The sequence below is a fragment of the Bradyrhizobium sp. MOS003 genome (genome assembly GCF_003020125.1).
In the GTDB taxonomy this organism is placed as follows: Bacteria; Pseudomonadota; Alphaproteobacteria; order Rhizobiales; family Xanthobacteraceae; genus Bradyrhizobium.
Genome location: NZ_PYFW01000002.1, coordinates 358514 through 384733 on the forward strand (window position 1 = coordinate 358514; position 26220 = coordinate 384733).

Annotated in this window: 25 protein-coding genes and 1 tRNA gene; 13 read left to right on the top strand and 13 right to left on the bottom strand. The window is 64.1% G+C overall.

The genetic code is table 11. The features are described from left to right. Positions 1 to 79 precede the first annotated feature (79 nt). The 5 genes from C7G42_RS12155 to C7G42_RS12175 all read right to left on the bottom strand — a co-directional run bounded on the left by C7G42_RS12155 (position 80) and on the right by C7G42_RS12175 (position 6559). Positions 80 to 1741 carry a thiamine pyrophosphate-binding protein gene (locus tag C7G42_RS12155; protein ID WP_106949215.1) on the bottom strand — a complete coding sequence of 554 codons (1662 nt, stop codon included), beginning with the start codon at positions 1739 to 1741 and terminating at the stop codon, positions 80 to 82. A 289-nt stretch (positions 1742 to 2030) separates the two neighbouring features. Beyond that, positions 2031 to 2534 carry a GFA family protein gene (locus tag C7G42_RS12160; RefSeq protein ID WP_106949216.1) on the bottom strand — a complete coding sequence of 168 codons (504 nt, stop codon included), beginning with the start codon at positions 2532 to 2534 and terminating at the stop codon, positions 2031 to 2033. Between the two features lie 177 nt (positions 2535 to 2711). Further along, positions 2712 to 3839, bottom strand: coding sequence for an alkene reductase (locus C7G42_RS12165; protein ID WP_106949217.1), 1128 nt, complete (start codon positions 3837 to 3839; stop codon positions 2712 to 2714). Positions 3840 to 3997: 158 nt separating this feature from the next. Beyond that, on the bottom strand, positions 3998 to 4861 hold the full coding sequence (locus C7G42_RS12170) for an outer membrane protein (protein ID WP_106949218.1): 864 nt from the start codon (positions 4859 to 4861) through the stop codon (positions 3998 to 4000). A 201-nt stretch (positions 4862 to 5062) separates the two neighbouring features. Beyond that, a complete protein-coding gene (locus tag C7G42_RS12175) occupies positions 5063 to 6559 on the bottom strand; it encodes an aldehyde dehydrogenase family protein (RefSeq protein WP_199580858.1) in 1497 nt (498 codons plus the stop codon). Between the two features lie 183 nt (positions 6560 to 6742). Between C7G42_RS12175 and C7G42_RS12180 the strand changes: the two genes are divergently transcribed. Next, on the top strand, positions 6743 to 7588 hold the full coding sequence (locus C7G42_RS12180) for an SDR family NAD(P)-dependent oxidoreductase (protein WP_106949220.1): 846 nt from the start codon (positions 6743 to 6745) through the stop codon (positions 7586 to 7588). A gap of 71 nt (positions 7589 to 7659) precedes the next feature. Here C7G42_RS12180 and C7G42_RS12185 read toward each other — a convergent pair whose 3' ends face one another. The 3 genes from C7G42_RS12185 to C7G42_RS12195 form a co-directional block, all read right to left on the bottom strand. Then, positions 7660 to 7866 carry a hypothetical protein gene (locus tag C7G42_RS12185; RefSeq protein WP_008145196.1) on the bottom strand — a complete coding sequence of 69 codons (207 nt, stop codon included), beginning with the start codon at positions 7864 to 7866 and terminating at the stop codon, positions 7660 to 7662. A 176-nt stretch (positions 7867 to 8042) separates the two neighbouring features. Beyond that, on the bottom strand, positions 8043 to 8318 hold the full coding sequence (locus tag C7G42_RS12190; protein WP_091966026.1) for a YiaA/YiaB family inner membrane protein: 276 nt from the start codon (positions 8316 to 8318) through the stop codon (positions 8043 to 8045). 38 nt (positions 8319 to 8356) lie between these two features. Beyond that, complete coding sequence (locus tag C7G42_RS12195; protein ID WP_106949221.1) at positions 8357 to 9052, bottom strand: PspA/IM30 family protein; 696 nt, start codon at positions 9050 to 9052, stop codon at positions 8357 to 8359. Between the two features lie 103 nt (positions 9053 to 9155). Here C7G42_RS12195 and C7G42_RS12200 point away from each other — a divergent pair, with 103 nt between their 5' ends. The 3 genes from C7G42_RS12200 to C7G42_RS12210 all read left to right on the top strand — a co-directional run bounded on the left by C7G42_RS12200 (position 9156) and on the right by C7G42_RS12210 (position 12949). Continuing rightward, entirely contained in the window at positions 9156 to 9788 is a 633-nt protein-coding gene (locus tag C7G42_RS12200; protein WP_106949222.1) for a TetR/AcrR family transcriptional regulator, read from the top strand. Positions 9789 to 9915: 127 nt separating this feature from the next. Next, complete coding sequence (locus C7G42_RS12205; RefSeq protein ID WP_106949223.1) at positions 9916 to 11187, top strand: DUF892 family protein; 1272 nt, start codon at positions 9916 to 9918, stop codon at positions 11185 to 11187. A gap of 142 nt (positions 11188 to 11329) precedes the next feature. Beyond that, positions 11330 to 12949 (top strand): ABC transporter substrate-binding protein, encoded by a 1620-nt coding sequence (locus C7G42_RS12210; RefSeq protein ID WP_106949224.1) that lies wholly within the window; start codon positions 11330 to 11332, stop codon positions 12947 to 12949. Here the strand turns inward: C7G42_RS12210 and C7G42_RS12215 are convergent. Further along, on the bottom strand, positions 12946 to 14289 hold the full coding sequence (locus tag C7G42_RS12215; RefSeq protein WP_106949225.1) for a glycoside hydrolase family 3 N-terminal domain-containing protein: 1344 nt from the start codon (positions 14287 to 14289) through the stop codon (positions 12946 to 12948). The two genes, C7G42_RS12210 and C7G42_RS12215, sit on opposite strands and share 4 nt — an antisense overlap. 190 nt (positions 14290 to 14479) lie before the next feature. On the opposite strand from C7G42_RS12215, the gene C7G42_RS12220 reads away from it, so the two are divergent. Genes C7G42_RS12220 through C7G42_RS12230 form a run of 3 tightly spaced genes read left to right on the top strand, consistent with a single transcriptional unit; the run spans position 14480 to position 18309 of the window. Further along, a complete protein-coding gene (locus C7G42_RS12220; protein WP_106949226.1) occupies positions 14480 to 16009 on the top strand; it encodes a DUF4153 domain-containing protein in 1530 nt (509 codons plus the stop codon). A 12-nt stretch (positions 16010 to 16021) separates the two neighbouring features. After that, positions 16022 to 16726 (top strand): response regulator transcription factor, encoded by a 705-nt coding sequence (locus tag C7G42_RS12225; RefSeq protein ID WP_106949227.1) that lies wholly within the window; start codon positions 16022 to 16024, stop codon positions 16724 to 16726. After that, complete coding sequence (locus C7G42_RS12230) at positions 16723 to 18309, top strand: ATP-binding protein (RefSeq protein ID WP_106949228.1); 1587 nt, start codon at positions 16723 to 16725, stop codon at positions 18307 to 18309. Before C7G42_RS12225 ends, C7G42_RS12230 begins: the two co-directional genes overlap by 4 nt. Here C7G42_RS12230 and C7G42_RS35275 read toward each other — a convergent pair. Next, positions 18306 to 18446 (bottom strand): hypothetical protein, encoded by a 141-nt coding sequence (locus tag C7G42_RS35275; protein ID WP_199580859.1) that lies wholly within the window; start codon positions 18444 to 18446, stop codon positions 18306 to 18308. The two genes, C7G42_RS12230 and C7G42_RS35275, sit on opposite strands and share 4 nt — an antisense overlap. A gap of 79 nt (positions 18447 to 18525) precedes the next feature. Here C7G42_RS35275 and C7G42_RS12235 point away from each other — a divergent pair, with 79 nt between their 5' ends. The 4 genes from C7G42_RS12235 (at position 18526) to C7G42_RS12250 (ending at position 21295) form a co-directional block, all read left to right on the top strand. Then, positions 18526 to 19095, top strand: coding sequence for an alpha-ketoglutarate-dependent dioxygenase AlkB (locus tag C7G42_RS12235; protein ID WP_106949229.1), 570 nt, complete (start codon positions 18526 to 18528; stop codon positions 19093 to 19095). 200 nt (positions 19096 to 19295) lie between these two features. Then, the gene (locus C7G42_RS12240; RefSeq protein WP_106949230.1) at positions 19296 to 19703 is read left to right on the top strand and encodes a DUF3606 domain-containing protein; all 408 of its coding nucleotides are present in this window, start codon (positions 19296 to 19298) and stop codon (positions 19701 to 19703) included. Positions 19704 to 19727: 24 nt separating this feature from the next. After that, complete coding sequence (locus C7G42_RS12245; protein WP_106949702.1) at positions 19728 to 20222, top strand: hypothetical protein; 495 nt, start codon at positions 19728 to 19730, stop codon at positions 20220 to 20222. Positions 20223 to 20365: 143 nt separating this feature from the next. Next, a complete protein-coding gene (locus tag C7G42_RS12250) occupies positions 20366 to 21295 on the top strand; it encodes an alpha/beta hydrolase (RefSeq protein ID WP_106949703.1) in 930 nt (309 codons plus the stop codon). Between the two features lie 695 nt (positions 21296 to 21990). On the opposite strand, the gene C7G42_RS12260 is transcribed toward C7G42_RS12250, so the two are convergent. After that, a complete protein-coding gene (locus C7G42_RS12260) occupies positions 21991 to 23553 on the bottom strand; it encodes an adenylate/guanylate cyclase domain-containing protein (RefSeq protein ID WP_106949232.1) in 1563 nt (520 codons plus the stop codon). A 190-nt stretch (positions 23554 to 23743) separates the two neighbouring features. Between C7G42_RS12260 and C7G42_RS12265 the strand changes: the two genes are divergently transcribed. Continuing rightward, positions 23744 to 24835 carry an enolase C-terminal domain-like protein gene (locus tag C7G42_RS12265; protein WP_106949704.1) on the top strand — a complete coding sequence of 364 codons (1092 nt, stop codon included), beginning with the start codon at positions 23744 to 23746 and terminating at the stop codon, positions 24833 to 24835. Positions 24836 to 24843: 8 nt separating this feature from the next. Here the strand turns inward: C7G42_RS12265 and C7G42_RS12270 are convergent, their stop codons facing one another. Further along, positions 24844 to 25266 (bottom strand): RidA family protein, encoded by a 423-nt coding sequence (locus C7G42_RS12270; RefSeq protein ID WP_106949705.1) that lies wholly within the window; start codon positions 25264 to 25266, stop codon positions 24844 to 24846. Positions 25267 to 25384: 118 nt separating this feature from the next. Here C7G42_RS12270 and C7G42_RS12275 point away from each other — a divergent pair, with 118 nt between their 5' ends. Further along, positions 25385 to 25846, top strand: coding sequence for an NUDIX hydrolase (locus C7G42_RS12275; RefSeq protein ID WP_106949233.1), 462 nt, complete (start codon positions 25385 to 25387; stop codon positions 25844 to 25846). A 225-nt stretch (positions 25847 to 26071) separates the two neighbouring features. On the opposite strand, the gene C7G42_RS12280 is transcribed toward C7G42_RS12275, so the two are convergent. Next, positions 26072 to 26146 (bottom strand) — tRNA-Val (locus tag C7G42_RS12280). Between the last annotated feature and the right edge of the window lie 74 nt (positions 26147 to 26220).

The window sequence follows — 26220 nt, forward strand, 5'->3', positions numbered from 1 at the left end:
CAATCCAGAATCCCTCCGCGGGGACAGTCTGGGGTGCTTCGTCGCAAGTGCTCCTCGCAATGACGGTGGAAGCAGCGACCTACACCTTCCCGTCCACCATCACCTCGATCAGCTTCGTGCCCGGCCGGTTGAACGCCGACGCCAGCGTTGCCTTCAATTCGCGTGGATCGCTCACCTTGATCGCCTCGCAGCCCAGCGCCCTGGCGACGCCGGCGAAATCCACGGGCGGATCGATAAAATCCATGCCGACGTAATTGTCGTCGCCATGGAAGGCGAGCAGGCGCTGCTTGATGATGCGGTAGCCGCCATTGTTGGCGATGACGACGTTGAGCGGCAGCTTGTGATGTGCCGCGGTCCACAGCGACTGGATCGAATACATCGCGCTGCCGTCGCCCGAGAAGCACACCACGGGACGATCCGGATTGGCGATGCTCGCGCCAACCGAGGCCGGCAGGCCCCAGCCGATGCCGCCGGAGGCAAGCCCGTGATAGCCGTAGCGATCGCGATGTGGTCGCAGCGCCGTCACCTGGCGGCTGGAGGTGAGACCCTCGTCAACGAGGATCGCGTTGTCGGGCATGGCCTCGACCATCTGCAGCACCAGATAGTCCGGATCGATCGGGCTGCGACCGGCGCTCTTGCCGATCTGCTCGACCAGCGCTGCGCGGCGCGCGGTCCAATTCTGCGGCGCCAATGCGGCGAGGCGCTGCTTGGCGCGGCTTGCGAGCGCGGCACCACCCATCTCCTTCAGCACGGGGATCAGCGCGCGCAGCGTCTCCTTCAGGTCCGCCTTCAGCGCGATCTCGGCGCCATAGTTCTTGGCGATCTCCCAATCGACCAGACCAATCTGCACGATGCCGAGTCCGTCCGGCAGCGCATCGACCTCGCTGTAGACAGACATCCGCAAGGGATCGCCGCCGAGCGCAATCAGGAGGTCGTAGGGCGCCAGCGTATCGCGCGCCACCTTCTGCACGCGTGCCAGCGTGCCGACGAAGCTCGGGTTCTCCGAGAGGAAGTGCGAACCGTAGGGTGTCGAGGACTGGTAGGCGGCAGCTCCAAGCAACTCGGCGAGTTCGGCCGCCTCCTTCAGCGCGTCGCTCTTCACCACCTCGTCCATGGTGACGATGACGGGGCGCTCGGCCTTCAGCAGCCGCGCGGCAAAGGCCTTCAGTGCCTCGTCCGATGGTTTCGTGCGCGCGTCGATGCGGGTGGAGCGGCCGAGATCGATGCCGGCTTCGCTGTTCAGGATGTCGCCGGGCAGCGAGATGAACACCGGACCGGTCGGCGGCGTGGTCGCGATCTTGGCGGCACGGCGCACGATGCGCGGCAAATCCTCCAGCCGCGTCACCTCCACAGCCCATTTCACCAGCGGCTCGGCCATTCGCACCAGCGGGCCGTAGAGCACCGGTTCCATCAGGCCGTGGCCCTGCTCCTGCTGGCCGGCGGTGAGGATCATCGGCGTGCCCGTGAAATGGGCGTTGTAGAGCGAGCCCATGGCATTGCCGAGGCCGGGCGCGACATGGACGTTGCAGGCGACCAGCTTGCCGGAGGCGCGGCTGTAGCCGTCGGCGATCGCGACCACCAGGCTCTCCTGCATCGCCATCACATAGGTGAGATCGGGATGGTCCTTCAGCGCATGCATGATCGGCAGCTCGGTGGTGCCGGGGTTGCCGAACAGATGCGTGATGCCCTCGTCCTTGAGCAGCGCGAGAAAGGCGGAGCGGCCGGTGATCTTGTTCTTCATGTTTCCTCCAGGAGCGGACGTTGCCGCAAGGACGGAAGGCATGATGGACGAAGTCGGAGGCGACGCGCAAGGAAGCGCGCTCATGGCTGCGTTGCGTGGGCGCGCAAACTGCGCTCTCGTGTCCCGGACGCGACGCAGCGCCATAGCGCGTCGAAGACGCGCGCGAACGCGCTTACGGCGATGCGGCGCAGAGCCGGGAGCCAGCTATCCCCCGGGTTTGACACAACATGGGCCCCGGCTCAGCAGTGCGGCACTGCGCGCCGCGCTGCGTCCGGGCACGAGAGTGGGGTTACATCTCGTCCCGTCCCATTTCGAACGGATCCTCGCCACGCGCCCGTTTCTTCTTTTTCGAGCGTTGCCAGACCACGCCCGGAAAGCCTTTCAGCGGCACCAGGGGCTCGCCGGTATAGGCCCATTCCTGCAGCTCCTCGATCGCGATGTGATAGAGCGGCTGGCGGCCGGTGCGCTCTTTGAACAGCGCACGGGGAATGTTGACCATGTGCGGGCCGCGCGGACGTTCATAGGCAATCGGCGTGCCACACTGCGAGCAGAAGCTGCGCGTGGTCTTGGTCGCCTTGTCCTCGTAGCGAGTGAGAGCAGTCTTGCCGGATGTGATGCGAAATCGCTTTTTCCAGCTGCCGACATAGGTGGCGTAGGCGGCACCATGAGCGCGGCGGCTGGCAGCCGAATGATCGTGCCAGGCCCAGCGCGCGGGCACGTCGATCTCGAAGGTGACCTTGCCGCAGAGGCATTGCCCGGTGGCGATCCCTGCGGCGGTGGCGGCTTTGGCCATTGTCTGTCCCCGTCGTCATTGTGGGGACAACAATACATGATTGTCATTCCGGGGCGCGACGAAGTCGCGAGCTAATAGTGCGCAATTGCGCACCTGAGAATCCATCACGCAGCAAACCAGGACGTGAAATGGATTACGGGCTCGACGCTTCGCGTCGCCTCGGAATGACGGAGGGACCTACGCCGGCGCGAGCTCGTCATAAACGGGATAGTCCGTATACCCCTTCTCCTCGCCGCCGTAGAACGTCGCACGATTGTACGGCGTGATCGGATAGTCGTGCTGCAGGCGGCTCGGCAGATCGGGATTGGAGATGAAGATCCGGCCGAAGGCGATGATGTCGGCGTGGCCGTCGGCGATCGCCGCGTTCGCGGTCTCGCCGGTGAAGCCGCCGGCGGTCATCAGCACGCCGCTGTAGAGCGGACGGAACAGCACCATCGCCGACGGCACGTTCTGCCAGTTGACCTCGGCGCGACCGGAACCACTCGAGCGCGGCTCGATGAAATGCAGATAGGCGAGGCTGAGCTTGTCGAGCGCCTTCACCACGTGGGTGTAGAGCGGCATCGGATCGGGCTCGCCGGAATCATTGGCGATGCCGTAGGGCGACAGCCGTACGGCGACGCGGTTCGCACCCCATACGTCGATCGCGGCTTGCGTGACTTCGAGCAGCAGCCGGGCGCGGTTCTCGATCGAACCGCCATATTGATCGGCGCGCTGATTGCTGCGCGATTGCAGGAATTGCTCGAGCAGATAGCCGTTGGCGCCGTGGATTTCGACACCGTCGAAACCGGCGGCAAGTGCGTTCTTCGCGCCCTGCCTGAAGGCCTCGACGATACCCTTCACTTCATCCGTCTCCAGCGCGCGCGGCGTCTCGTAGTCCGAGATCTTGCCGTCGGCGGTCATCGCCTTCATGCCCTCGGCCTTGATCGCGATGGCCGAGGCCGAAACCGGCAACTCACCGCCGTGAAAGGAGGAATGCGAGACGCGGCCGACATGCCAGAGCTGGAGGAAGATGATGCCGCCCTTGGCGTGCACGGCCTCCGTCACCTTGCGCCAGCCGGCAATCTGCGCTTCCGAATAGATGCCCGGCGTCGCCGGATTGCCACGGCCGTGCGAGAGCACCGGCGAGGCTTCGGCGATGAGCAGGCCGCCCTTCGTCGCGCGCTGGCCGTAATATTCGGCGTTGAGCGGCCGCGGCGCAAAGCTCTCGCGTTCGGCCCGCATGCGCGTCAGCGGCGCCATCGCGACGCGATGCGCAAGCTTGTACGGACCGACCTGCAACGGCTTGAACAACGCTTCGAATTTCATGTGATCCCCGGAATGATCGATGAGAGAGCGCGGATCATATGAGAAAGAGCGGCAGCCCGGAAGCCGCCTGGGTGGATGGCTGGCCAGCCTAAAGCTGCGACAGACGCAAAAAAGCCCCGGGCCTGGCCCGGGGCTTGCTGTCCATCCAGAACGGCGGATCAGTATTTTGCGACGACCGGACCGGGACCGAACTTGTAGTTCAGGCCGACCCGCGCGATGTGACCGGTGAAATCCGCGGTTGCGTCGAGGCCGCGCGCCGGGCCCGGAGTGAACGGGAACAGCGGATTGAAGATGGTGTATTTCTCGCTGCCGAGATCATAATAGAGATATTCGAGCTTGACGCTCCAGTTCGACGCAAAGTGATACTCGCCGCCACCGCCGACGGCCCAGCCCACGCGCCAGCTTTCCGACGTCCCCGCACTACAGATCACGTTGAGGCAGGGCGTGCCGGCCGCAAGCGTGGGATCCACGATCGAGGTCGACGCCTTGACGTGTCCATAGGCAAGACCGCCGGTCGCGTAGAGCATCAAGTCGGGTGTCACGATGGCACCGATCCGGCCGCGCACGGTCCCCAACCAGTCGACCTTCTGCTCTTGCCTGGTCATGATGTCCGGGAAAACCGGCAGGGTTCGGGAGACCGTCGAGCTGCCCTTGATTCCGGCAGCAGCGATATCGGCTTCGACGCCCCACACCAGGGAGCCTGTCTGCAAATTGTAGCCGGCCTGCACGCCGCCCAGCACACCGCGGGGGTTCGTTGCCAGCGAGGGCGGGATGAGGCCGCCGGCGAGGGCCACGTCGAGCACACCCGCAGTGAAGACTGGATCGTGCGGCGCGAGCTTGATCGCATCATCGCTCCAGCCATAGCCGACATTCACGCCGGCGTAGAAGCCCGACCAGTTGTAGGCGACCGGCAATTGCGGCGCCTTGTAGAGCGGCGCACGTGCGGCCATATCGGCTGCGAACGCGGGCTGCGCCGCGGCGACGCCCAGAGCCGCGAGCATGATCGAAGCGAAACGGAGCATTCCTGATATCCCAACCCGAACCTTGACGTTGACCAGCACTAACCGGCCGACGTTCGAAATGGGATAACAATCCTTGCGAGATCGCGGACGACGGCCGTTTCGAAATCGCTTGTAGCGTCCGGGCAACAACTTGTGGTCGTCGCAAGCAGACTCTCGTCGCCGCAAGCAAACGAGTCGCTGAAGCCCGGACGCGATGGCGCGTCAGGCCGTCTTGATCCAGACGGACTTCACGTTGAGATACTCCTCGACATGCTGCTTGCCGGACTCGCGGCCGTAACCGCTCATCTTGTAGCCGCCGAAGGGCACGGCCGGGTCCATCGCCTGGTAGCAGTTCACCCACACCGAGCCGGCACGCAGCGACTTTGCAACCGCATGCGCCTTGCTGACGTCGCGCGTCCACAGTCCAGAGCCGAGGCCAAAGGTGGTGTTGTTGGCTCGCTTGACCAGCTCGTCCATGTCCTTGAACGCGATCGCGGAGATGACGGGGCCGAAAATCTCCTCCTGCGCGATGCGCATGTTGTCCTGCACGCCCGCAAACACGGTCGGCGAGACGAAGAAGCCCTTCGACAGCGCGCCTTCGGTGACGCGGCCGCCGCCGGCGAGCGCCTTCGCGCCTTCCTTCTGGCCGATGTCGAGATAGCTGGTGACGCGCTCGAGCTGCTGCTCGGACACCAGCGGACCGATCTGGGTGTTGGGATCGAGGCCGTTGCCGATCTGCAGCTTCTTGCCGAACTCGGCGACGCGGCCGACGAACTCCTCGTAGATCGACTGCTCGACGAACAGCCGCGTGCCGGCGCTGCAGATCTGGCCCGAATTGGCGAACACTGCCATCGCCGCACCCGGCACCGCGGCGTCGAGATCGGCATCCGCGAACACGATGTCCGGCGACTTGCCGCCGAGCTCGAGCGAGACACGCTTGAGGTTGCCGGCGGACGCACGGATGATCGACTGTCCCGTGACGTGCGAGCCGGTGAAGGCGACCTTGTCGACGTCGTGGTGCGAGGCGAGCGCGGCGCCTGCGGTCTCGCCATAGCCGGGCACGACGTTGATGACGCCGGGCGGAATGCCTGCCTCCATCGCCAGTTCCGCGATGCGCAGCGAGGTCAGCGGCGCCTCTTCGGCGGGCTTGAGCACCACGGTGCAGCCGGTCGCGATCGCCGGTCCGATCTTCCAGATCGTCGCGGTGAGCGGGCCGTTCCAGGGGATGATGGCGCCGACGACGCCGATCGGCTCCTTCAGCGTGTAGGAGAAGATCTCGCCGGGCAGCGAGTTCTCGATGGTCTCGCCGTGGATCGCCGTGGTCTGGCCGGCATAATAGCGCAGCATGCCGACGGCGCGCAGGCGATAGGCGCGGGTGCGGCTGAGCGGCGCACCCATGTCGAGCGTGTCGAGCTGCGACAATTCGTCGAAATTCTTCTCGACGAGGTCGGCGAGCTTGAGCAGCAGATTCTGCCGCTCGAACGGTTTGACCTTGCTCCAGGGTCCCTCGAAGGCGCGGCGGGCCGCGGCGACCGCACGATCGATGTCTTCCTTGTCGCCCTCGGCGACGGTTGCGAGCAATTCGCCGGTGGCAGGGTTGTGAGTCTCGAAGCGCTTGCCTGAGGCGGCATCGATCCATTTGCCGTCGATCAGCATCTGCTTGTAGGACCCGTTGGCGAACGGATGACGCGTGATCGGAATAGCCTGCGACACAGCCATGGCTGCACTCCCTGTCAGGTGTTTGATTGGTTCGATCTGGGCAGGATCGTTGGACTGGAGGATACAGCCGCGCCGGATAGGCGTAAAGGCAGCGTCGAACGAAGACCTCCCATGCCGACTTGTGCAGGGCCGGACTGCTGCCATGTTATAGCTCGACCGAGAGTTCTTGCCCGGAGACCATCCATGCCACATCCCGCCATCGCCAAAGACAATGTCGCCGTGATCACAGGCGGCGCATCCGGAATCGGGCTGGCCGCCGCGGCTGCCTTCGCGCGCGCCGGCATGAAAGTGTGCATCGCGGATGTCGACCGCGAACGGCTGGCGGACGCCGCGAAAAAACTGTCATCCGTCACGTCTGCCACAAACGTGATGACCTCGCTCGTCGATGTCAGCAGCGCGGAGAGCGTGAGGGAACTGGAACGCGACGTGAGCGCGCAGTTCGGCGGAACGGACCTGCTGATGAACAACGCCGGCATCCAGCCGGGCAGCACGCTGTTCGGCGAACCCGACAATTGGCAGCGCATCATCGCCGTCAACATGTGGGGCATCATCAACGGCTCGCGCATCTTCGCGCCCAACATGATCGCGCGCGGCAGATGCGGCCTCATCGTCAACACCGGCTCGAAGCAGGGCATCACCACACCGCCGGGCGACCCCGCCTACAATGTCTCCAAGGCCGGCGTGAAGGCATTTACCGAAGCGCTGCAGCACGAGCTGCGCAACACGAAAGACTGTCGCCTCACGGCACATTTGCTGATCCCCGGCTTCGTCTTCACCGGCCTCACCGCGAAGGGGCGCACCGAAAAGCCGGCCGGCGCCTGGACGCCGGAGCAGACGGTCGATTTCATGCTGGCGCGGCTGGAGGCCGGCGATTTCTACATCCTGTGCCCGGACAACGACGTGCCGCGCGCGCTCGACGTAAAGCGCATCCAATGGGCCGCAGGCGACATCGTCGAGAACCGCCCGCCGCTGTCGCGCTGGCACCCGGATTATGCGGATGCGTTCAAGAGATTTGTGGAGGGTGGCTAGGACGCACTCTCTCGCTCCCTCGCCCCGTTCTTAAGGGAAGAGGTTGGGATGGCGGGAACAGTCGTGAACGACTACAATGTCTCTTGCTGGTGTCCGCAATTCTTGCAAGCGAACTTGACCCGGGTCTGGCCTTTTTCCGCCTGGACCCGATTCGGCGCGCCGCACTTGCCGCAGACGGCCTCGATGCGGGTCGCGCCCTGCTTGACGACGATGGTCTTCTTTTCCATCGATTCGCGGATCAGGCGCTCGGCCTCCTCACGCAGCGATTGTTTCGACAAAGCTCGTCTCCGCCTCTGGAAAGCGCGAGAGCCATATCGCACCTGCGTTCGAAGTACAATGCGGGATGCGGATCGGAAGGCCCGATCCGAACGTCATTCCGGGCGGACGCGAGAGCCGCGGCGCGTCGCTCCGCGGCCCTCTTGCTCGTCGTCCGGATTGACGCAAGGCACATTTCTCAAGCCGCCTTGGAAACCTCCATCAGCAGCCGTTCGGCCTTGGCATCCTCGATGCGGTTCACCAGCCGGCTGCTCTCGTGATTGTCGCGCACGGTCTTGGTCAAGGTGATGCAGGTCTGGATCAGCATGACGATGCCCATGGTGAGGTAGCCCTTCATCCAGAAGTCGATCGGCAGGAAGAAGATACCGATCGCGATGAGGAACGCGGAGGCTGCGAAGGACGCATAGGTGAAGGTCACCCAGGCGCTGCTATGGGGTTGGCCGTTCTGGTTCATGATGGTCTCCTGTTGGTCGAACGATGATGGGGTTGGGATCAGGCGGTCGGCGCGCGCTTGGACTTCAACCGGACCAGCACGTCGTCTGCAGTTGTCTTCAGCCGTGGGCCAAAACCCTGCTCGGCGAGTCTCTCGGCGGCGGCGAGCGGTCCGGTGGCCGCATCGAGCTCGACCAGCGCATCATCGGCGGCCTGGGTTTCCATCTGCCGCTCGCGCAGGCGCCGCAGGGTGCTCTCCGCCTCCGGCAGCGTGGATTCGTAAGGACGTGCCGCCTCGATGCCGCTGCGGCGAAGCGAGCGCACCGCCTCCGAGGCTCGGGCGACGCGGCGGCCGCGATCGAGCTCGGTGATGCGGGCCTGCGCGGTTGCGACGTGCCGCTTCAACCTGATGATCTCGGTCGCGAACAAGGCGCGGGCCGTCATCGCCGCATCGCGGTCGGCCTCCAGGCCTGCGATGGCGTCGGCGGCGTCCCTGGCGAGATCCTCGCGGCCGCCGTCGAGCGCCGCAACCGCGCGCGTCTCGAGATCGGCGATGCGGGCGACGGTCGCTTCGAGCTTGCGGCCCTCCTGCTGGTCCTGCGCGATCGCCAGCGCCAGCGTCCGCTTGCTGCGCTCGACGGCGGCGGCCGCATCGCGCATCTGCTGGTCGAGAATGAGGAGGGCCGTCCGGTCCTCGAGCTCCTCGCCGGCGGCGGCTACGCTGCCCCGGAAGAGTGTTACGACGGTCTTGAACATCTGCTGCTCCCTGTTTATGAGCGTTGCTCACAGACCGTTTGTAGCAACAACCCTGAACATTGTTCAATACAAATTTGAGCAACGCTCAAAATTTGATAAATGCATGTCTAAACCCTTACAACGTCGAGAGAAACTTCGAGCCGACCTCATCCTGGCGGCGGAGCGAATCATCGCCGAGCGTGGCTTATCGGGGCTAAAAACCCGCGATCTCGCCCGCGAGATCGGCTGTGCCAATGGTGCGGTCTATAATCTCGTGGCCGATATGGACGAGCTGATCCTGCGGGTGGGCTCGCGCACGCTGCGCCGGCTCGACGAGGCGCTGAGCGCGGCGGAAAGCGCGGGCGCCCCCTTGCCGCAGGAGACGCTGGTCCGCATCGCCCTCGCCTATTGCGATTTCGCGGCGGAGAATCTCCAGCTCTGGCGCGCGCTGTTCGAGCACCGCATGGAGGCCGACAAGGTCGTTCCCGACTGGTCCGTCGATGACCAGATGCGGTTGTTCCGCCACATCTATCAGCCGTTGGTCTCGCTGTTTCCAAAACGCGGCCCGGAAGAGCTTGAAATCACCGCGCGCAGCCTGTTCTCCGCGGTGCATGGCATGGTGGCGCTGGGATTGGAGCAGAAGCTGGTCGCGGTGCCGCTGCCGGCGCTGCGCAAGGAAATCGCAGGCCTCGTGCGCGCGATGATTGACGGACTGATCGCGCCAGCCGGACAGAACCGCGCAGCAGCGGGATCGTAGGATCTCGCGGGCATCAACGAACGCGACCCGCTCTGCGTCGCCCAATCTGAATCTCGACGAGAACTAGGAACGATCATTCCGAGGGCCTGTTGACGCGCATAGTTTCCCTCAGAGCGCGAGCCCTCCCATGTATCACCATGTCAAGAAACTGATGTTCACCGTGCGTGTCGACGAACCCGATCCGCGCTTTGGCAATATGCTGCTCGAGCAGTTCGGCGGCGCCAATGGGGAACTCGCGGCGGCGATGCAATATTCGATTCAAGGTTTGAATTGCGAGGATCCCGACCGCAAGGATCTCCTGATGGATATCGGCACCGAAGAGCTCAGCCATCTCGAAGTCGTCGGTTGTCTCGCGCGCATGCATCTTGCGCCCTCGAAGAACGACCGCCAGGCAGCAGAAGCCGATCCGCTGATTGCGATCGCCGGCGGCGGCGGCGTCAATCTGTTCAATTCACAAGGCAATCCCTGGACCGCCGACTATCTCAAGATCACCGGCGAGCTGGACGTCGATCTCCGCAGCAACATCGCCGCCGAGGCGCGCGCGAAGATCGTCTATGAACGGCTGATCAATTTCTGCGACGATTCGGGCAGCAAGGACGCGCTCCAGTTCCTAATGACGCGAGAGATCACTCATATGAAGGCGTTCGCGCGCGCGCTCGAAAGCCTGTCGAAGCCGGCCTTCACCATCGGCAGACTCGCGCCGACGCCCGGCCTCGTGAACCAGTACTTCAACGACTCCACCGGCAGTGGCGACCACGGCGAAATCGACACCCGCGGTCCCTGGAACGAGGGTGAGGACTGGGTATTCACGGAATCGCCTGCTCTGCAGTCCGCCGATGCCGGCGCCGGCACATCCATCGTGGCGGAGAGCTCATCGCCCGTGGACGAGACGGGCCTGACCGAACTCCTCCTCCATGAACTGCGCGACATTCTCCATGCCGAGAAGCAGTTGACCAAGGCGCTTCCCAAGATGGCGCAGACCGCCCGCTTCGACCAGCTGCGGGAATTGTTCGAACTGCATCTGGCCGAGACCGAGAATCAGATCGAGCGCATCAACGAATGCTTCGAGCTGCTTGGGGAGACCGCACGCGCCAAGCCCTGCAAGGGCATGATGGGCCTCATCGAGGAAGGCCAGGAGGTCATGAAGGAAGCCGCAGACAAGGAAGACGCTGCCGCCGATCTCTCACTGATTTCTGCGGCTCAACGCGTCGAGCATTACGAGATGTCCGGCTACACCACCGCGCGCAATCTGGCGCAGCAGCTCCGGCATAGTGCGGTGGTCGCGCTGCTCTCCAAATCCCTCGCCGAGGAAGAAAATGCCGATCTCCTCCTCAATCAGGTCGCGCGATCGCTGATGTCGGTTGCGAAGATGCCTGCCGCAGTTGAGCAGGCCGAATAGGAAGCGCCTGGCGCAACGCACAGACAATGCCGCCTCGCGCCGTCGCGCGGGGCGGTTGGCCACGGATACGGTACGCTGGTTCGTGCCCGGTGGCACACACCTTGCCTCTCGATGCCGGATGATTGCCGGACAGGAGGCCCCCATGAGCCGTTCACCCTTCCATATGAGCCGACGCAGCGTGATTGGCGGCGTGGGTGCCGCCGGCATCAGTGCCGTCGCTCCGCCCCTCGCCTGGGCGCAGGGACGTAGCGAGACGCTGCTGGTGGTGCAGGAGCTGGGTCCGAACTCGCTGGACATGCAGGGCGTCGGCTCCAACCAGACCGTGAACGGGCTATCGTGGAATTGCTACGACCGCCTGCTTTCCTACGCTTCCAGAACGCTGCCGGACGGAACGCTGTCGTATGATCGCGAGAAGCTCGCACCCGAACTGGCCGAGAGCTGGGAGGTCGCAGCCGACGGCATGTCCTGCACCTTCAATCTTCGCAAGGACGCGAAATTCCACGACGGCACGCCGGTCACCGCCAAGGATGTCAAATGGTCGTTCGACCGTGCAGTGAAGGTCGGCGGCTTCCCCACCTTCCAGATGTCGGCGGGATCGCTGGAGAAGCCCGAGCAGTTCGTGGTCGTCGACGATCAGACCTTCCGCATCGACTATGTCCGCAAGGACAAGATGCTGCTGTTCAACGTCGCCGTGGTCGTACCCTTCATCATCAACTCGGAACTGGCGAAGAAGAATGCTAGTCCGGAAGACCCCTGGGCATTGACGTGGCTCAGGAACAACGAGGCCGGCGGCGGCGCCTACAGGATCGAAAGCTGGAAGCCCGGCAGCGAGACCGTGCTGACGCGTTTCGACGACTGGAAGAGCGGACCCTTGCCGAAGATCAGGCGCGTGATCGCACGCGACGTTCCCTCCGGCGGGACGCGCCGCGCCATGCTGGAGCGAGGCGATGCCGACTTGTCGAGCGGCTTTGCGCCGCGCGATTTCGACCAGCTCATTCGGGAAGGCAAGGTCAAGGTATCGGGCGTGCCGATTCCCAATGCGCTCTGGTACGTTGCTCTGAATACCGCAAAGCCGCCGTTCGACAATATGAAGCTGCGCCAGGCCATCCCCTGGGCGATGCCGTATGAGCAGATCCAGAGCAGCGCGTTCTTCGGCCGTGCCGTTCCGATGTACGGAGGAGCGGCAGAGGTCTCAAAGCCGGTCTGGCCGCAGCCGTTTCCCTATGCCACTGACCTGGACAAGGCCAAGGCCTTGATGAAGGAAGCAGGCTTCGAGTCCGGCCTGGAGACGACCCTGTCGCTCGACACAGGCACCGCGACCGTCGGCGAACCCACGGCGATCCTGATCCAGGAGAGCCTCGCCAAGATCGGCATCAAGGCATCAATCGAAAAAATCCCGGGCGCAAACTGGCGCACGACGCTGAACAAGAAGGAGCTGCCGCTAGCGCTCAACCGGTTCAGCGGCTGGCTCGACTATCCCGAATATTACTTCTACTGGAATTTCCACGGCAACAATTCGATCTTCAACATCTCCTCCTACCAAAACAAGGAGATGGACGCGCTGATCGAAAAGGCCCGCTTCACCGCTGATACGGCCGAGTACGACAAGGCGGTTAAGGATTTCATCGCGCTCTGCATTCGCGACGTGCCGGTCGTTCCGCTCAACCAGCCGATCCACGACGTCGCCATGCAGACGAGCATCGCCGGCTACGAGTTCTGGTTTCACCGCGAGCCGGACTACCGTCAATTTTCGAAGGGCTAATGCCGCTCGACGACGCGGCGCACATCTGACGCCGCCCGCGCCTGCTCGATCGGAAAACCTCGCGTCAGCCGGGCCTCGCTCGCGCGCAGCGCCGCTGCATCCAGCATGCCTTTCCGCGAGCCTTCCAGGGCGCAGGCGAAGACGCGGTAGAATTGCGCGCCATCATAGGCGACCAGCAGCAGATCGACGCCGGCATCGATCGCCTCGACCACGGCCTTGCAGACGTCGTGCTGGTAGATCGCACCCATCACGAGGTCGTCGGTCATCACCACGCCCTGATAGCCCCATTTGCCACGGATGATGCCATCGACCACGCGCTTGGAGTGCGAGGCGGCGCGTTCGGGGTCGACCGCGGTAAGCGTGACATGGCCGACCATCAGTGCGCTGCGCGAATGCGACAGTACCTCGCGGAACGGAAGCCAGTCGGTTGCTTCCAACTCCCCAACCGGCGCGTCGAGATTGGCGCTGAAATGATGCGTGTCGGTGCGGATGCGGCCGATGCCCGGAAAATGCTTGAGCGTGGCACCGACGCCGGATTCTTCCAGCCCGCGCACATAGGCGCTCGCGATCGTGCCGACGACGGCCGGATCGGTTGCGATTGCGCGCTGGCCGATCAGCGTGTGGAAATCGAGGCGGTTGCGCCGCGCCGGCGGCTTGAGGTCGAGCACCGGCGCGAGATTGAGATTGACGCCGAGGCCCGCAAGCTCTCGCCCGTGGATACGACCGAACTCTTCAGCCTTGGCTTGCTGGTCGTCGGGAGCAAGACCGGCGAGCGTCGCCAGCGCCGGCACCTTGGTCAGCGGCGGCGCCAGATGCCCGACGATGCCGCCTTCCTGGTCGGCGGCCACGACCAGCGGCGGCAGGCCCGCCGCGCGCCTGATATCCTGGAGCGCTGCGATCTCGGTCCGCAGTGCCGCGACGCTCCGGCCCCGGATGTTGTGCCGGGTCACATAGACGCCGCCGATCAATCCCTGCTCGGCCAGCCGTGCGACCTCGAGAAACGAGGAATAGCCAACCATGAAATGAGGCCCGAGCTGGCGCGCCTCGGCGGCACTTGCGCCGAGGACGTCGTGCTTGCGCAGCTCGAACTTCAGATGCGCGGCGGACATCAGGACCGGCGGCAGGCACCAGAGCGTAACCAGCAGCTTGCCCGCGATGGTCCGCCAACGCCGTCTGCGCAGCAGGAGGAGAACAATCACGATGCTTGCGACGACAAGCGCGATGTTTCCGGCGCCGCGCAACGGGACCAGATAGGGATCGTTCTTGTTCGCGGCCGCGAATGCGACGGCGGGCGCGGCAAGCCAGAGGAGAATGAGACCGATACGACGGAGGAATTGCATGATGCGTCACGCGCTGGGAGGGGCGAATGCTTCGCACCTATCAAAGCAACTCACGCCGGACGAGAGGCAAAAGCGCGCCTGCACGAAAACTGCAAAAGACTCCTGAAGCCTTGCAGACGATGATCCCGGCTTCTGCACAAGCACCGTTCAGACTTCGTGATGCCACCCATCACGAAAGGTCTCTTCGGATATGACAAGCCTGGCTTCGACGATCGCAAGGGAAATCAAGCCGATCGGTCACGCCTCGATCCCCGCCAAGATCGGCCTCGCGCTGGTGCTGGCCGCACTCGCCGACTGGCTGTTCTACGGGCAGCGGATCGGGCTCTCGCTGACGCTTTTTGCGATCGCGCTCGCCGGCGTGTCGGCGCTCTGCAATCGTGACGCCCTGGACTTGCGTCGCGCCCTGATCGGCTCGGCCGTCCTCGTCGCTGGTCTCGTGCCAATTATCGAGGAGCTCAACACGCTCTCGTTTCTGATCCTGATCGCGTCGCTCGCGATTGCGTTGCTGCTCGTGACCAATTCGGAAACGACCGGGCTCGCCGACCGCGCCCGCGCGTTGCGTAACTTCGTCCTGTTTGGACCCTTCCGGTTCTTCCTCGATGCGCCCCAGGCGTTCAACGCGTCGGCGCTGACCCGCGGCATCGCGCGCTGGCTGCTCCCTGCGGCACTCAGCACGGTCTTCGTCGCGCTGTTCGCCGCGGCCAATCCGGTGATCGAGCAATGGGTGTACCTGCTCAATCCGAAGCTCATTCTCCAATATGTCAGCGTCCCCCGCCTGCTGTTCTGGGCCTTGATGCTGGCGCTGGCCTGGCCGTTCATCCATGTGCGCTGGCGGCGCAAGACGATCGTCACCACCGCCGTCACGGACGGACCTGTGCCGCCGCCGCTCCCGCCGCTGGTCTCGGTGGAGTTTCTTGGTCCCACCACCATCCTGCGCTCGCTGATCCTGTTCAATTTGCTGTTCGCGGCACAGTGCTTTCTCGACGGGATCTATCTCTGGGGCCATGTGGCGCTGCCGGAAAATCTGACTTATGCGGGCTACGCACATCGCGGTGCCTATCCGCTGATCGTGACCGCCCTGCTCGCCGCGGCCTTCGTGCTGGTGGCGATGCGCCCGGGCGGGCCGGCCGAAAACTCGAAGGTGATCCGGCCGCTGGTCTATCTCTGGGTCGGGCAGAACGTGCTGCTCGTCGCCTCCTCCATCCTCCGCCTCGACCTCTACGTCGACATCTACATGCTGACCTACTGGCGAATCGCTGCCTTCATCTGGATGGGCCTTGTCGCGCTCGGACTGGTCCTGATCGTCGCCCGCATCGCCCTCAGCCGGTCCAACCAATGGCTCGTCGGCGTCAATCTGACCGCGCTGGCGATCGTGCTCTACGGCTGCTCGCTGGTGAACTTCGATGCCTTCATTGCCGACTATAATGTGGCTCACAGCAAGGAAGCTTCGGGCAAAGGCTTGCAGCTCGACACCAATTATCTTCTCTCGCTCGGGCCGCAGGCCCTGCCCGCGATCGACAAGGCGATCGAACTCCTGGCCAAAACCAAGGAGAGCGATCTTTCGGCGCGAGGCTACTGCCTTGTGTCGCGCCGCGACCGCCTTGTAGAACAGCAGCGCCAGGATCTGGCGTGGCGGAGCTGGAGCTTTCGGAGCTGGCGGCTGCAGCGCAGGCTGGATGCGCTGGCGAAAGATCAGTCCGGCAACCCGCCGGCAGGGTGAGCGGAGAGTTTCTTGGCGCATCGCATTCTCATCGTCGACGACGAAGGCCATATCCGAGAGGTCATCCGCGTCGCCCTGAGGAAGGCCGGCATGGACGTGATCGAGGCGCGCGACGGCAAGGAGGCGCTCGCCCGCTTTGCCGCCGACAGGCCCGACCTGATCGTGCTCGACATCGGCATGCCCGAGTTCGACGGCCTCGATGTCTGCCGCGAGATCCGCAAGAATTCCGACGTGCCGATCCTGTTCCTGTCGGCGCGCGACGAGGAGATCGACCGCATCCTCGGCCTCGAGATCGGCGGCGACGACTACGTGACAAAGCCGTTCAGCCCGCGCGAGCTGGTGGCGCGGGTCAATGTCATCCTGCGCCGGCTCAGCCCGCGCAATGGCGAGGCCAAGGCGGGTCCGGCCGCGCTGTCGCAAGGAGGCCTGTTGCTCGATCCCGAGCAGCATGTCGCGACCTTCTCAGGCACGCCGCTGAAGCTGACCGCGATCGAGTTCGGCATCCTGCGCGCGTTCCTGGCCCGGCCGACTTCGGTGTTCAACCGCGAGCAGCTGATGCGGGCGGCCTATCAGCTCAACATCCAGGTCTCCGACCGCACCATCGACAGCCACATCCGCAACATCCGCGCCAAGCTCGCGGCGCTGAATTGCGACAACGTCATCGAGACCATCCACGGCGTCGGATTCAAGCTCGGGCGCTGCGAGAAGGCGGCATGAGCGCGGCACCAGAAAAATGGCGGCCGTCGCTGGGGCTCGTCATCTTTGCGGTGCTGACGACCGTTGGCGTGCTGCCATTGGTCGGCCTGTTCTTCTTCCGCCTCTACGACAACCAGTTGATCCGCCAGACCCAGGCCGAGCTGATTGCGCAAAGCCGCGTGCTCGCGACGATTTATGCACAGGAGGTCACCGCCAGGCTCGACGGCGGGCTGACGCTCGGCGCCGAGGTGCCGCCGAACGTGCTGCCAGACCCCGGCGACCAGGTCACGCCGATCCGCCCCGCGCTCGACCTCACGGCCAACGATCTGCTGCGGCGGCGACCGGATGCGCAGGCCGCACCTCATCCCGCGCAGGCGGCCTATGTCGAGATCGGCGCAAGGCTGACGCCGATCATTCGCGAGACCCAGAAGGTGACGCTGGCGGGCTTTCGCATCCTTGATCCGCAAGGCGTCGTGATCGCCGGGCGGCAGGAGGTCGGCCAGTCGCTCGCCCATATCGAAGAGGTCGCCGACGCGCTGCACGGGCAATATCGCGCCACCTTGCGCAACCGCGTGCCGGACAAGCCGCCGCCGCCGATCTATTCCTTCAGCCGCGGCCTCGGCGTGCATGTGTTCTCGGCGATGCCCGTCATCGTCAACAATCGCGTCGCCGGCGTGATCTACACCACGCGGACACCCAGCAACATCTTCGACCATCTCTACCAGGAGCGGGGCAAGTTCGTGCTGGCGGGGCTCGCCGTCATCCTCGGCACCATCGCGATCGGCCTGGTGTTCTCGCGCACCATCACGCTGCCGATGCGCGAGCTGATCGACCGCGCAGCGCGGATCGGCCGTGGCGACCGCGAGGCATTCCAGCCGCTCCGGCACTACGGCACGCGTGAGTTCGCCCAGCTCTCGCACAGCTTCCTCGGCATGGCCGAGCAGCTTGCGCGTCGCTCCGACTATATCGCGACCTTCTCGGCCCATTTGACCCACGAGCTGAGATCGCCGCTGACCTCGATCAAGGGCGCGGCCGAGCTGCTGCAGGATTCATATCAAGGCAAGTCCGAGGGGCTGACGCCGGCCGAGCAGAAGACGTTCATCGCCAACATCCTGTCCGACACGAAGCGGCTGGAAGCCATGACGCAGCGGTTGCGTGAGCTCGCCCGCGCCGAAAGCCTGCCGCAGAACGAGCGCACCGAACTGGCGCCCGTGATCGCCGACCTCAAGAACCGGTTTCCGGCGAGTTCAATCGAGGCCGGCGGCAGCCTGGACCGGGCCATCGGCATGTCCAGCGAAAAGGCGCTGATCGTGCTGTCGCATCTCGCCGACAACGCGATGCGGCACAAGGCCGGGACAATCAGGCTGGAGGCCGTCGACGAGCGCACGACCCTGCGTCTGACGGTAAGTAATGACGGCGAACCGATCTCGGCACCGAACCGCGACAGGATTTTTGATGCGTTCTTCACCACCCGCCGCGACCAGGGCGGCACCGGGATGGGACTTGCGATCGCGCGCGCGGTGATGGCGAGCCATGGCGGCTCGATCAGGCTCAAGCCGACCGACGCGGGGGCGGCCTTCGAACTCCAATTCCCGATCGCCTAGATCGCGAACACCCAGGCGGCGACGATCGTGCCGATGGTGACGAGACCAGCGATGGTCCAGCCTGCGGCATATTCCAGCTCAGGATGACCGGTCGCCCGCATGATCTCTGCCGGATCGGCCATATGCTTCTCTGCCATGACAGCCTCGCACGTTTTTCTCCGCGTCATATGTAAGTCGCTTGGGGCTACAAAAGGTTCCGTCACGGAAATGCGAGGAATGACGCAGCTTGGCTTGTTCGCCGTCCCTGACGAAGGTCCCGCCGGCCTTCGCTACACGGACAATTTTATCGAATCCGCCGTCGAGCAATCCTTGATCGGCCGCATCGCAGCATTGCCGCTCGAGCGCTTCCAGTTCGGGGCGTTCGAGGGCAACCGCCGGGTGGCTTCGTTCGGCTATCGCTATGACTACACGCTGCAGCGGCTCGCGGAGGCGGAGCCGATCCCGGACTGGCTCATGCCGATGGCACGTCAGGCCGAGGTCTGGGCGGAGCTGCCGGAAGCCAGCGTCCGGCAGGTGCTCTGCACCGAGTATGAGGCCGGCGTCGGCATCGGCTGGCACCGCGACAAGCCGCACTTCGACAAGATCCTCGGCCTGTCGCTCGGCTCGGCCTGCAAATTCCGCTTCCGCCGCCGCAGCGGCGACAAATGGCAGCGCCACACGCTCGAGGCCCGGCCGCGCTCGCTGTACATGATGGAGGGCGAGGCGCGCTCACAATGGGAGCACAGTATCCCGCCGGTCGAGGCCCGTCGTTACTCCATCACGTTCCGGACGATGAAGCAGGCGTAACGGGGCCGACAAGCAAAAAATGCGAAAACAACCCCATGCAAAGTAGAACGCCCGTTTTGCCCGAGGCGCGGCCACGCCGCGCAAGGTTTTGACACATCGGTGCAAAACCGCCGCCTCGCGCAATCTCGCAGGCTTGCCGTCTTGCCTTCCGAATCCGGTTGCATGCTAGATTGGCACGCATTCCACGGCAGGAGGGAAGCATGGCCGACAACCGGGCAAAGCGCGGCGGGACCGATCGGGCGCTGATTGCGCTCACAGAAAAATATGAAGTCGCCTACTGGTCGAAGAAGTTCAAGGTGACCCCGGCCAAGCTGAAATACGCCGTCAAGAAGGTCGGCCGTTCCGCCAAAAAAGTCGAGGCGTATATCAAGCTTCAGAAGCACCGAGCCTCCGACAAGAGCCGGATCGCGCTGAGCGAGGCCTATGAGGTCCGCTACTGGTCGAAGAAATTCAAGATCACTCCGGCCAAGCTGAAGGCCGCCGTCACTGCTGCCGGCCATTCCGCAAAGAAGGTCGGGGCCTATCTCGCCGCCCAGAAGGCGGCAAAGAAGGCCAAGACGACCAAGAAGACAACCAAAAGGGTGGCCAAGCGCAAGAAGGCGGCCTGAGATTTCCGGTCCATGGAGACAAGCATGCGGTCCGGTCGATTTATCTTCAGCTGCACCCTCGCTCTTGCGAGCCTGTCCGGCATCGCCGGGGCCTCCGGCGCCACGCCGGCAAAAGTCTCGGGCGCGACGGCGCTGGCGCTCGCGGGCGTGATCGCGCCGCTGTCACCGGATCTGTCGGGCGCCGAGAAGAAGGCGGTTGCTATGCTGTTCGCCGGTGGCAGCAACGTTCCCTACAAAAAGGCGATCGTAGTCACCGCTGACAGGATCGTCTGCCGTACCGGCAATGTCGATATCACCGTTCGCAATTGCGAAGTGACCTTCGGCAAGAAAACGAGGACCGTGAACGGCTCCACCGCCAACGAGATCTTCGCCACCGAGGCGTTGGCCGGCATCCCGCCGGACGGAGCCGCGGGATCGAACTTCGAGAGCCTGACCCGGCTGAGCTGCACGATTGATCCCAACGCGATCAGGCGCAAGGACGGCAGCGGAGCGGACTGCACGTTCCAGCCGGGAAACTGAGCTTGGCTTGGTTTGGCTTGAAGCGAAGTTCGGCGGACGAACCAAAGGCGCCGCGAAATCGCCTCAAGGCGAACGAATAAGGCGAATTGAAAAGACAGGCCAAACCTGCGAACCAATATGAGGGGCGCAAGGCCGGCATCGAAATGAAGAATTACCTCGCTTTTTTCCTGTTTCTGACCCTCACGACCGCCTCCGCACATGGCCCTGTGCCGGCGCGGTTGACGGCGCCCTCCAACCTCGTTCGGACAGGCCTGACCGATTCCGACACCACGGCTGGCGGTACCGCGCGGCTGTGCGAGCAGGTCACCTTCTCCCGAGGCCTGCGCTACGGCGAGAGCGAGGCCAACGTGCTCGACGTCGCCACCAGTACGACCAAGGCGGATACGCCGCGGCCGGTGCTGGTGTTCGTGGCCGGCGACACCTTCACCGGCGACCGCGCCGCGCCCGAGCTGTCGCGCCAGATCCAGGACCAGGTCATGTGCTTTGCCGCCCGCAACGAGATGATCGGGGTGCGCGTCAATTATCGCCTGGCTCCCGGCGCGACCTGGCCGATGGGAGCAACCGACGTGGCCGCAGCGCTGTCCTGGGTTCACGGCAATATCGACCTGTTCAACGGCGATGCCCGCGAGATCGTCGCGATCGGCTACGGCGCCGGCGCGTTCCACGTCGCAACCCTGCTGGCGCATCCCGAGCTCCAGGCCGACCGCGCCGATGTCGCTGCCGTCGTGCTGGTGTCCGGCATCTACCGCGCCGGCAAGGACGCCAGCGACAGCGAGAAGGCCTATCTCGGCGTCGACGCCAGTAAGTACAACACCCGCTCGGTCTTTCCCGGCATCCTCAATGTCGATGTGCCGATCGTGCTGGCCTGGGCCGCGGACGATTCCGCCGGTGTCGTGGCGCAGGGCGAGACCCTGAAGAAGACCCTCTGCGGCGCCGGCCACTGTCCGCGCGCGTCGCTGCTGCGCAGCCGCGACGGCATCGCGAGCGCCTTCGGCCTCGACGGCTCCGGCGACAGTCTTGCCGAGCCGACCATGCTGCTGGTGAAGCAGCTGGAGGCGCGGGGGCTGCCGTAGCGGCGGCGGCCTCCGAGGATCGTTAGCCGAAACTGTAGGGTAACTGCGCTAGATTGCCTGCTTTCGCGCGTGGCGATGGCATATGATCGGCTGCTTCGGCAAGCTGAGGACTCTATATGTTGGCCCCTTCCGAAATATCATCAACGTCGGAGCAAGAACGGACTATTTCGATATTCAGATTGGGGATGCGTTTGTTGCCCAATTTCGTGAGCTCAAGACGGGACCGAACAAAAGAACTAGCATCGGAATTCAGCGGCTAATTGATGACGTAAAACGAATATTTGAATTCGACAGCCTTGCTATCGACCCTTCGCACGACAACCAATCGCTACATATTACAGTCAATGGTAAGCCCTTCAAGCAACACGAACTTGGATCCGGTTTGTCGCAATTTATCATCGTTCTAGCAAATGCTGCGATAAGGCAAAGGATGTAAGCCCTCGCTGGGGGAAGGCCCAAAACTGGCAGCTTGTTCCCGCATCAGCTGTCGAAATCGATCATACCGATCTCGGACAGTTTATTGATGAAATTTAGCGTATCCTCCGCAGCTGGGACAGCCTCGCCGAGCCGACATTGCTGCTGGTGCATCAGCTGCGAAAGGGCTGCCGTAGCGACACTGTTATCGGCGCTGCGCCTGGTATTCCAACCTTTGTTGAGCCAACCCTCTGCACCTCCGGAAGAGGGGAAGAAAGTCCTCACGCCGGCTTCAGCGCAGCCAGCGCGTTCTCCAGCAGCGAGCGCACGCGGGCCGCATCGCCGGATTTCACCACGGCCGGATCGAGATAAAGCTCGAGGCCCGGCGCGCGTTCGGTGATCACGCCGCTGCGCTCGGCCGCCGCGTCGTTCAGCGCGTCGACGGAATAGGGAATCACCTCGCGGCTGATGCCCTTCATGGTGATCGCGGGCAGCGCGTGGGCGCGGACGATGTCGCTGACCAGCGCGAAGGTCTCGTAGCTCAGCACGATGCCGCCGGGTTCGGCGATCGATTGCAGGCGCGCGGCGAGGTTCGCCTCCGCACCGATGATGGTGTAGTCCATGCGGTCGCTGCTGCCGAAATTGCCGACATTGCAATAGCCGGAATTGATGCCCATGCGCGAGCGGAACGGCTGCTCGATGCCGGACGCCCGCCATTTCGCGTTGAGCTCGCCGAGACGCTGCTGCATGCGCCAGGCCATCTGCAGGCAGGCCTGCGCATCGGCGCGATCGCCCCTGGTCTCGGGATCGCCGAAGAAAATCAGCATGGCATCGCCGATGAATTTGTCGACGGTGCCGCCGAATTCATGGGCGATCGCGGACATCTCGGTGAAATATTCGTTGAGGAGCTGGGTCAATTGCTCCGGCTGCAGCCGCTCGGCGGTCGCCGTGAAATTCTGGATGTCGGAGAAGAAAATGGTGAGTTTCTTGCGCTCGGTGTGGATGGTGACGTCCTTCTGGCCGGAGAAGATGCTCTTGTAGACCTGGGGCGGGATGTAGCGCGAGATCTTCATCGACAGCGACGCCAGGAAGTCGTTGGCGGATTCGAGCTCCTTGTTCATGCCCTTGATGCGGCTCGCCTGACGACGCTGGAGCGAAAGGAACGACAGGCCGCTGCCCGCCGCGATCAGGAAATAGGCCAGCAGGAACTTGAACGAGAAGATGTTGGCGGCGATCGGCTGCGCGATGATCACCTCCTGGATGCCTCTGACGTCGCCGACCTTCCAGTCCTTTTTCGGGCTCTCAGGATGGCTGTTGTGACAGCTCACGCAGGCCGGGCCCATCGTGACGGGGGCGACGAGGCGGACCTTGTCGTTGAACAGCGAGGTCTCGGTCTCCACGATCTTCTGCTCGGGATCTTTCCGCAGCGCATCGAGCGCATCCTTCTCGAACTTGTCGAGCTGGTGCGGAGCGCGGTTCTGGAACGGGAAATCGGAGACGAAGCGATAGGTGATGTTCTCCTGCTGCGCGCCGATCACCCGTCCGAGTTCCAGCGACAGCGTCGCCGGGATCGGGATCGCACCGGGGACGGATTCGTAATTGTGCACGACCTTGGTGGTGCCATCGGGGTTGGCCAGCACGCGCCCGACCACGTTGGAGGCGTAATAGCTGCGCACGCTGGTGATGACCGAATTGAGATCGACCGCCTGCCGCCGCAGCGCCGTCTTGCTCAGCTCGGCCAGGTCCAGCCACACCGCGAGCGGCAAAGCGAGCAGGAGGAATGCGATCACGATGCCCGTGAGCAGGCCGCTCTTGCGCTGTTCTTCGGAGATCTCTCGTTTCACTCTGCGGCTCCGTTGTGAGCGATTTGTCGCACATCGCGCGGAATATGCGACAAGGAATGCGGCGGCACAGAGCCAATAAACGACGGCCGGCGCAACCCCATTCTATGGTGGTCGGGCGAGACGGCTTTTCGTTTGATCACGGATGCTTAAGATCGGGGCCGACCTGCATCCGCCCCGCCGGGAGAAACCCATGACCGAGACCATCCGCATCAAGCGCTTCAACGCCCGGCCCGTGATCGTGCCGATGAACCTGCCGCTGCAGACCTCGACGGGCTCAGTCGCCAGGGCGCCGCTGGTACTGATCGACTGCGAAACCGACCAGGGCGCGGTCGGGCACGCCTATCTGTTCTCGATCACGCCGTCGGCGTTGAAACCGCTGACGGCGATGGTCACGGAAATGTCAGAGCTGCTCGCCGGCGACGAGCTGCTGCCGTTCGAGATCGAACGCAAGCTGACCCAGCGCTTCACCCTGCTCGGCCTCGCCGGCCTGCAGCGGCTGGCGCAATCCGGCATCGACATGGCCGCCTGGGACGCGCTGGCATGCGCCAAGGGCCTGCCGCTGGCCCGGCTGCTCGGCGGCGCGCCGAAGCCCGTCAGGGCGTACAATTCGAAGGGTCTCGGCATCATGCCGGCGGGGGCCGCGGTCGAGGAGGCGCAGAAGCTGCTGGCCGAAGGATTCCAGGCCGCCAAGATCCGCGTCGGCCGGTCCGATGCGCGCGAGGACCTCGCCGTCGTCCGCGCCGTGCGCAAGGCCGTCGGCGATCATGTGACGCTGATGTGCGACTACAACCAGGCGCTGACGGTCAGCGAGGCGATCCGCCGGGGCGAGATGCTCGACGACGAGGGCCTCACCTGGATCGAGGAACCGATCCGCCACGACGACTACGCCGGCAACGCCCGCATCGCGGATGCGCTGCGCACGCCCGTCCAGATCGGCGAGAATTTCGACAGCGCGTTCTCGATGCAGACAGCGCTCTCCGCTGAAGCCTGCGATTACGTGATGCCCGACGTGCAGCGCATCGGCGGCGTCACCGGCTGGATGCGCGCCGCCGCGCTCGCCCATGCCGCCGGCATCGAGATGTCGACGCATCTGTTCTCGGAAGTCAGTGCGCATCTGCTTTGCGTGACGCCGACGGCGCATTGGCTGGAATATGTCGATTGGGCCGACGCGGTGCTGTCGACGCGGCTGACGATCAAGGACGGCTTTGCGCTGCCGAACGAGGAGCCCGGCAACGGGATTGCGTGGGACGAGGCGGCGGTCACCAGATATCTCGTGACGTAAAGCGCCTGCTACGACCGAACGGCGGCGATCATGCTCAGCTCGACCGGAGCGTCCCGCGGCAACTCGGCGACGCCGACGGACGTGCGCGTGTGACGACCGCGCTCGCCGAGGCATTCGATCAGCCGATCGGAGGCACCGTTCATGACCTGCGACTGCTGGGTGAATCCGGGCGCTGAAGCAACGTAACCAACGAGTTGCAGGACCTGGACGATCCTGTCCTCGCCGCCTGTTGAATGGTTGATGGCGGAAATGCAGAGATCGGCACAGAGCGCAGCAGCTTCTTGCGCGGACGCGACATCGACGCCTGCTCCGACCTTGCCCACGTACAGCAGCTCTTCGCCGCGACGTGGCAGCTGGCCGCTGACATACGCGAGTCCGCCATGGATGATGACCGGCAAATAGTTTCCGCCGGGCTTGTTCACGCTGCTCATCTCGGTCACCTGTCTTCTTTGCTCTTTGCGATGGTGGACGGCCGGACAGTGGCAGGCGGGGAGTCGCTGATCAAGACTGCGCATTGCACGGCGGTGGCGTGCGCTATAACGATCCTCCATGACCACATGGCGCCCGCATCCCCACATCCGTGTCGTCGCGATCGGCCTGCACTGGCGCGACGGGCGGCTGCTCGCAGCCGAGGTGCGCGACGATACGGGCCGGATCAAGGGCGTGCGCCCGCTCGGCGGCGAAATCGAGTTCGGCGAGAGCTGGCAGGCGGCTCTCATCCGGGAGTTCGACGAGGAGCTCGGAATCGACGTCAGCATCACGAGCGAGCCGCTGGTGATGGAGAACATCTTCGTGCACGAAGGCGCGACCGGCCACGAGGTGATGTTCATCGTGGAGATCGCATTCCCGGATGGTGCGTTCGCCGGCCAGGACCGCATCGACTTCCGCGAGGACAATGGTGAAGAGATCATCGCGCGCTGGTTCGACCTCGCCGATCTCGACGCCGAGGGTGGACCGTGCCTCTATCCGACCGGATTGAAGGGCGTGCTACTCAAAGGCAAGGACAGGTGAGGGTTTCGACCTTCGAGCTGCGCCTGACACGCTTGAGAGGATTGGATCGTGGCTTGCCGAGCCGTAGCTCGCGGCGGCAGCCCGCCTGCGCCCCCTATGGGGCTGGCTCAACTTATTCGATTGTAAGGACTAAGACGCACCAATCCGTCTTCGCTCTGCGATCTACGCCGGACACGCTTCGCCGCCATTAGTTGGGCTGTGCCACGCGAAGCCGTAGGCGAAGCGTGGTGGGCGCGACAGGGATCGAACCTGTGACCCCTACCATGTCAAGGTAGTGCTCTCCCGCTGAGCTACGCGCCCTAATAGTCCACTTGCGTCGGGTGGGGTCCCTATAACGGACGAGGGGACCCTGTGCAAGGACGGAACAAGGCCGA